This is a genomic window from Leptolyngbya cf. ectocarpi LEGE 11479 (assembly GCF_015207065.1).
Classification (GTDB): domain Bacteria; phylum Cyanobacteriota; class Cyanobacteriia; order Phormidesmidales; family Phormidesmidaceae; genus Leptothoe; species Leptothoe ectocarpi.
This window is the reverse complement of sequence record NZ_JADEXP010000387.1, coordinates 1-6,040: the sequence shown is the minus strand read 5'-3', so window position 1 is coordinate 6,040 and position 6,040 is coordinate 1. Positions and strand designations below refer to the sequence as shown.

General features: G+C 48.9%; 5 protein-coding genes. 4 read left to right on the top strand and 1 reads right to left on the bottom strand.

Annotated elements, in window-relative coordinates; genetic code table 11:
* Window positions 1-410: 410 nt before the first annotated feature.
* On the top strand, window positions 411-1,172 hold the full coding sequence (locus IQ260_RS26450; RefSeq protein ID WP_193996074.1) for a class II aldolase/adducin family protein: 762 nt from the start codon (window positions 411-413) through the stop codon (window positions 1,170-1,172).
* A 103-nt stretch (window positions 1,173-1,275) separates the two neighbouring features.
* Here the strand turns inward: IQ260_RS26450 and gnd are convergent, their stop codons facing one another.
* On the bottom strand, window positions 1,276-2,694 hold the full coding sequence (gene gnd / locus IQ260_RS26445) for a decarboxylating NADP(+)-dependent phosphogluconate dehydrogenase (protein WP_193996073.1): 1,419 nt from the start codon (window positions 2,692-2,694) through the stop codon (window positions 1,276-1,278).
* 591 nt (window positions 2,695-3,285) lie between these two features.
* Here gnd and IQ260_RS26440 point away from each other — a divergent pair.
* The 3 genes from IQ260_RS26440 to IQ260_RS26430 all read left to right on the top strand — a co-directional run.
* Window positions 3,286-4,332 (top strand): ParM/StbA family protein, encoded by a 1,047-nt coding sequence (locus IQ260_RS26440; protein ID WP_193996072.1) that lies wholly within the window; start codon window positions 3,286-3,288, stop codon window positions 4,330-4,332.
* A 64-nt stretch (window positions 4,333-4,396) separates the two neighbouring features.
* Window positions 4,397-4,798, top strand: coding sequence for a hypothetical protein (locus IQ260_RS26435; RefSeq protein ID WP_193996071.1), 402 nt, complete (start codon window positions 4,397-4,399; stop codon window positions 4,796-4,798).
* A gap of 349 nt (window positions 4,799-5,147) precedes the next feature.
* The coding region (locus IQ260_RS26430; RefSeq protein WP_193996070.1) for a FecR family protein at window positions 5,148-6,040 on the top strand (893 nt) is incomplete at its 3' end.

Below are 6,040 nucleotides of genomic sequence, written 5' to 3'. Positions count from 1 at the left end.
CAGCGCATTCTGCAGTTGTTGAAGGCTTCGGATGATATCTACCTCTCACTCACCGGATAATTTAGGCAACCCTTCCTAAATTTAAGCGAACCGTGAGTATAATGGCCACTAAAACGACTATGAGGATTTTTCCCATAGCAAATCATTAAGAAAATCTATCATCGGTAATAGTTCTGATGCCTACCCAGACAAAGTACCAAACCATCAACAACACACTTTATGTTCGCAAAAGTAAATTTGGGTTAATCGTACAAACTGGGTATCGGTATAACAACTACTGTAGATGTCTGAGGTACCGGTACCCTACCAAGCCACTTTTCATGAATTGCGGCTAAAGTACCTTTTTTAAGGGTGGTAATGACAGTAAAGTTAGCTTCAATAGGAGAGGTTGTTCTGTAGAAGGTAAATCTATGTCAGACTTCAACTTCCCTACACCGCCTACATTGGACACTCTAGAAGATGAACGTCGTCATCGCCAACAGCGATTGGCGGCTGCATTTCGGCTGTTTGCCCACTATGGATTTGATGAAGGTGTAGCCGGGCACATCACCGTGCGTGACCCTGAATGGCCAGATTGCTTTTGGGTGAATCCGTTTGGCATGTATTTTGGCCACATTCGGGTATCTGACCTGCTGCTGGTGAATCACAAGGGTGAGGTGGTTAAAGGGGACAAGCCTGTAAATGCGGCGGCTTTTGCGATACATTCCCAAATTCACCAAGCTCGACCGGATGCTAATGCGGCCGCCCACGCCCACTCACTCTATGGCAAAGCCTGGTCTACCCTCGGACGCCAGCTGGATCCACTAACCCAGGATGCCTGTGCATTTTACGAAGACCATGCCTTATTTGATGACTATACCGGTGTGGTTTTAGACCCTGATGAAGGCAAGCGTATCGCCGCTACCCTAGGAGAGAGAAAAGCTGTTATCTTGCGTAACCATGGCTTACTCACTGTTGGTGATACGGTGGACGAAGCAGCCTGGTGGTTTATCACGATGGATCGCTCTTGCCAGACTCAGCTGGCAGCGGAGGCAGCGGGAAACCCAGTCCTAATTGGACCAGAAACGGCGAGTTTAACCTATAGCCAGATCGGATCTCATCAGATCGGATGGTTTAGCTTTCAGTCTCTATATGACAAGATCGTGCGTCAAGAACCGGACTTGTTGGAATAGGGTTGTGTGAAAGCGAGAACAAAATTGTGGCAAAAAAAACTTGGGCAAAAAAGGGGCGCTAACAAGCGCCTCCTTTTCACATGACTCGAAGAACAGCAACAACTTAAACCGCTGCTGCTTCTTTGGTCCATTCGGTATGAAATGTACCTTCTTTGTCCACACGCTTGTAGGTGTGAGCGCCAAAGTAATCCCGCTGAGCCTGGGTAAGGTTCTGGGGAAGCTGAGCCCGACGGTAGCTGTCAAAGTAATCCAGTGAGGCACTAAAGGCAGGTACTGGCACACCATACTGGGCTGCCATTGCCACCACATCACGCCAGGCTGACTGTCGATCTAGAATCGTTTGCTTAAATTCAGGCGCTAACAACAGGTTAGGCAGCTCAGGATTTTCGGTAAATGCGTGTTTGATTTTATTTAGGAATCTGGCTCGAATAATGCAGCCACCTTTCCAAATCCGGGCACATTCGCCCAGATCAAGGTCATAGCCAAAATTGTCCGATGCTTTACGCAACAGAGCCATGCCCTGGGCATAGGAACAAATCTTGGAGCAATATAGGGCATCTCGAATCTTGTTGATCCAGAGGGTGGTGTTGTCAGTGATCTTGCCATCAGGACCGCTGATCTGTGCCGCTGCTGCTACCCGCTCATCTTTGATCGATGACATAATCCGAGCATTGACGGCAGCGGTAATGGTGGGGATGCCGACGCCCATTTCCAAAGCATTCATGACGGTCCAACGACCGGTACCTTTTTGGCCAGCTGCGTCTAGGATTTTCTCTACCAGGGCTGTATCGCCTTCGGTATTCGTAAAAATGTCAGCTGTAATTTCAATTAGGAAGGAGTCCAGCTCTTCGGTCGTATTCCACTGGGCAAAGACTTCGTGCAGCTGCTCATGACTCAGACCTAAAACATTTTTCATCAGGTCATAGGCTTCGGCAATCAGCTGCATATCGCCATACTCAATGCCGTTATGCACCATTTTGACGTAGTGACCTGCTCCACCAGAGCCGATATAGGTTACGCAGGGGCCATCATCAACCTGGGCAGCAATTTTTTTAACAATGGGCTCAATGGACTCATAAGCCGCGCGAGTCCCGCCGGGCATGAGGCTGGGGCCATTAAGGGCACCTTCTTCACCGCCGCTGACACCCATGCCAATAAAGCGAAAGCCTGCACCTTCCAGGGTCTTTACTCGGCGCTCAGTATCCTCATATAGAGAGTTGCCACCGTCAATGATCATGTCTTCGGGATCAAGCAGCGACATGAGCTGGTCGATGACTGCATCTACTGGCTTACCCGCTTTGACCATGAGTAAAATCCGGCGAGGTCGCTCTAACGAAGCGACAAACTCCTCTAAGGAGTAGGCCGCTACAACATTCTTGCCAGTGGCTCTATCAGCCATAAAGGCCTTGGTTTTTTCAGGGGATCGATTGTAAACAGAAATCGGAAAACCGTTACGTTCGACGTTGAGGGCCAAATTTTCCCCCATTACCGCCAGACCAATTACTCCAAAACTTTGTGCCATAACCTGTTTCCTAGTGTCTACTTTGTGGCCACATCTAGAACTTGAATCTTTCGTAGAGGAAAATTTCGAAGTTCAACTTATATGTGATCAGGCGCTGTCTTGGATACCAGCCTAGACACTATTTTCTAAAACATGGACGGACTCATAGGTTTTCTTCAAACTCCACCTGTTTGGAGGTAGGTTCGAGGTTTTATTTGCTACCTAAATATCTAACTTTATGTGGAGTTATTTAATCCGATGGCATCGCTATAGTACAATTGAACCATCAAGTCGAGTTTGGATATTTTGAGTATTTCTTAATTATTTTGCCGTTGCTGATCCCCGGTGTGCCTTTGTTCGCAGAGTTATTCCCAGACTATAGGAATAGAGTACTTCCGACGGATTGGTTCAGTCTCTCAATCAGCAACGACATTATCTTTAATGGTGACTTTGTCACGAAGGCGACTCAGGATTATCCAGGGTTACGGCATGATGTATCCGAACTAGGGCTGTTGTTTTTCTGTGGGGCTCATACCTAAGGGGCATTTCACAAATTGTATCGGTTCTGGTTACTTATTCGTTTTTAAGGTTTTTTAACTCCTAATTCGCGTTATGCCTACTTCTAAAATGAAGCTCCTCAGTATTGATCTGGGTCGTACAGCGACTAAAACCTGTGTTAAGCGTAATCAGAATGATGTTGTGTTGGTGCCGTCAAATGTCGCCCATCTGACGGTGGAACAGGCTCGCCGGGGTGTATTTGAGTCACAGCCGAGCGATCCACTCCTGGATATGTGGCTGGAATATCAGGGTAAGGGCTATGCCGTGGGGCATTTGGCCGCTGACTTTGGTGCTGATTTGGGGGTGGGACGCTCAAAGGTGGATGATGCTTTGGTAAAAACGTTGGCCTGTGTGGGCTACTTTGGTCTTAAGGGCAACCTGGGCATTGTGCTGGGTCTGCCGTATCATTCCCAGGAGCAGTTTGATAGCGAAAAGTCAGAAATTATTAGCTTGCTGACATCCCCCCATGTCATGGTTTATCGGGGAAAGTCCATGGCAATCAATGTAGAGAAGGTGTGGGTGATGCCAGAGGGCTACGGCAGTCTGATCTGGAGTGAAGCCCAGAGTAAGAAAGCGACTAGCCCTGACTTTCCCAACCTCTCGGTGGCGATTGTGGATATTGGTCATCAAACGACGGATTTTCTGGCTATTGATCGATTTCGGTTTGCCCGTGGGGCCTCCCAGAGTGAGTCTTTTGGGATGGCTCAATTTTATGAGCGGGTGGCGGCGCAGATCGATGGGGCAGATAGTCAGTCCCTGTCTCTGATTGCGGCGGTTCATAAGGCTGAAGGGGAGCGTTTTTATCGTCCTAGGGGAGCATCGCGACCCACCGATCTAGATGAAATTTTGCCCAGTCTGCGTAAGAGTTTTGCCCGTGAACTTTCCCAGCGTTTTTTGAGCTGGCTGCCAGAGCGAGCCACTGATGTGATTGTGACCGGTGGCGGCGGTGAATTTTTCTGGAGTGAACTACGTCCTTTATTGAAAGAGGCCAGACTCAAGGGACATTTGGCTAAACCATCACGACAGGCAAATGCGCTGGGTCAGTATATATATGGTGAGGCCCAGCTTGCTAATCTCAAGGTGGCGGTAGCCACGCGCTAGATTGACGGGCCACCCCTAGCTATGCGTTATTGGGAGCAGTGTCATTTCGTGCTCCTGACTTACCATGGCTGCTAAATCCATTCGTAAGAGCGTTTCCTTCGATGATAGCGATGGAGATCGAGCTTTGCTGGATGCGATCGCACAAGCATTGACTAGTCAGTCAGCTACCGAGCTGCAAAGCTTTAGCGACCTGTGTAAGCAGGCGCTGCGGCAGTATTTGCTGAGTCGGGAGCCCACCCCGTCTGTCATGCTGTTCATGGAGCTACAGCAGCAAATTGCCCAGTTGCAGGTTCGAGTCGCCACCCTTGAGGAGGCCAGCGCTGCTCTTAACCCTTCACAAACCTCCCCATCTGTTCCCCAGACCCATGGGCGCTCAGAACAAATACTCCCCCAGGCCGCTGACGAAACAGAGGAGTCAAACGACCCCGTTCTTAACCGTTTGGGTCCCCTGCTGGATGACTTTTAAGGATAGATGATGAAAGAGAGGTGATTAAAGCAGCTGGTCAAAGTAGTTGATTCCACTGCCCTCCAATCCAATCTTCAAACAAAAACCGTGAACTTGTCTCCACACTTCATCAAATCTTGCCCACCTTTGCAAATAACACCGGTAGCATAAATTTAAGGGTGTATCGAGAACTTTACATATTCGGGGGTTTCAATGATCTCATTGTTTCCATAGCTAAAACGCCGAACCTAATCGGGGTCAAGATTTTAGCGATGGGATCACCGTCCTTTATCAGCGAATTTAGTTGGTTAAAGCCGAGGTCATTGATTAGTTAGTCCTTAATGTTTAGCTGGTTCACGATCCGACGGTAATGGAAAAATTGAAAATAGTGGCGACCGGTCGCTGGCTGTCCTTGATGTGCGCATCCCTGGGGATGCTGTTGTCGGTACCCGGGGCTGCCCTGGCCCAGTCTACCCTCACCTGGGCCAGGGTGGAGCTTACCCGCAATGAAGTAAATCTATTCACCAATGGTCAATCTCGCAGAGCACGGGTATCTGATGTTCTGGGGATTAATGATGCTCTCAGCACGGCCAGCAGAGCCCGAGCCGAGCTGCGGTTTAACGATGGTTCATTAGCGCGCATTGGCGAAAGTGCTGTTTTTCGATTTACCCCCAATACTCGTAATTTCCGGCTCTCTAACGGCACGGTTCTGTTACTGATTCCGCCAGGACAGGGTCGGACCACCATCCAAACCCCCAATGCGGTGACAGGTATCCATGGCTCAGCGTTGTTTGTTCGCTTTGTTCCTGAAACCGATACCACCATTATTGGTGCCCTCACTAACAATCCAGACGGTCCCATGATGGCTTTCAACCATGATGGCTCTGAACAACAACCTCTTTTTGCCGGTGAAATGGCTGTGCTACGCGGAGAGCAGCCCATCAAAAAATTCTTATTTGATATGGAGCTGTTCTATGACACCAACAGTTTAGGAGAGGATCTGTATCTAGATGATCCAGAGGCATCCACAGGGGATGAAGCGATTGATGCGGTAAAGCAAGAAATCTTGGATGCGCTAGCTCAGCAGACTGAATTTGATGACGTTAACGGCCCTGTTGTTGAAAATCCAGCCTTTCTTTCAGCTAGCCCAGTTGCACCCACGACGCCAGTAGCCACCGTTCCCGACTTTAATGTGTCACCAGCGTCAACGTTTTTACAACAGAGTGTGACAGCAGAAGGGTTTGAAACGATTGTTGCCCCCAC

Bases quoted from the DNA above. Each gene is read 5' to 3' on its own strand.
- IQ260_RS26450 (WP_193996074.1), top strand. From the start codon at position 411: ATGTCAGACTTCAACTTCCCTACACCGCCTACATTGGACACTCTAGAA.
- gnd (WP_193996073.1), bottom strand. From the start codon at position 2,694: ATGGCACAAAGTTTTGGAGTAATTGGTCTGGCGGTAATGGGGGAAAAT.
- IQ260_RS26440 (WP_193996072.1), top strand. From the start codon at position 3,286: ATGCCTACTTCTAAAATGAAGCTCCTCAGTATTGATCTGGGTCGTACA.
- IQ260_RS26435 (WP_193996071.1), top strand. From the start codon at position 4,397: ATGGCTGCTAAATCCATTCGTAAGAGCGTTTCCTTCGATGATAGCGAT.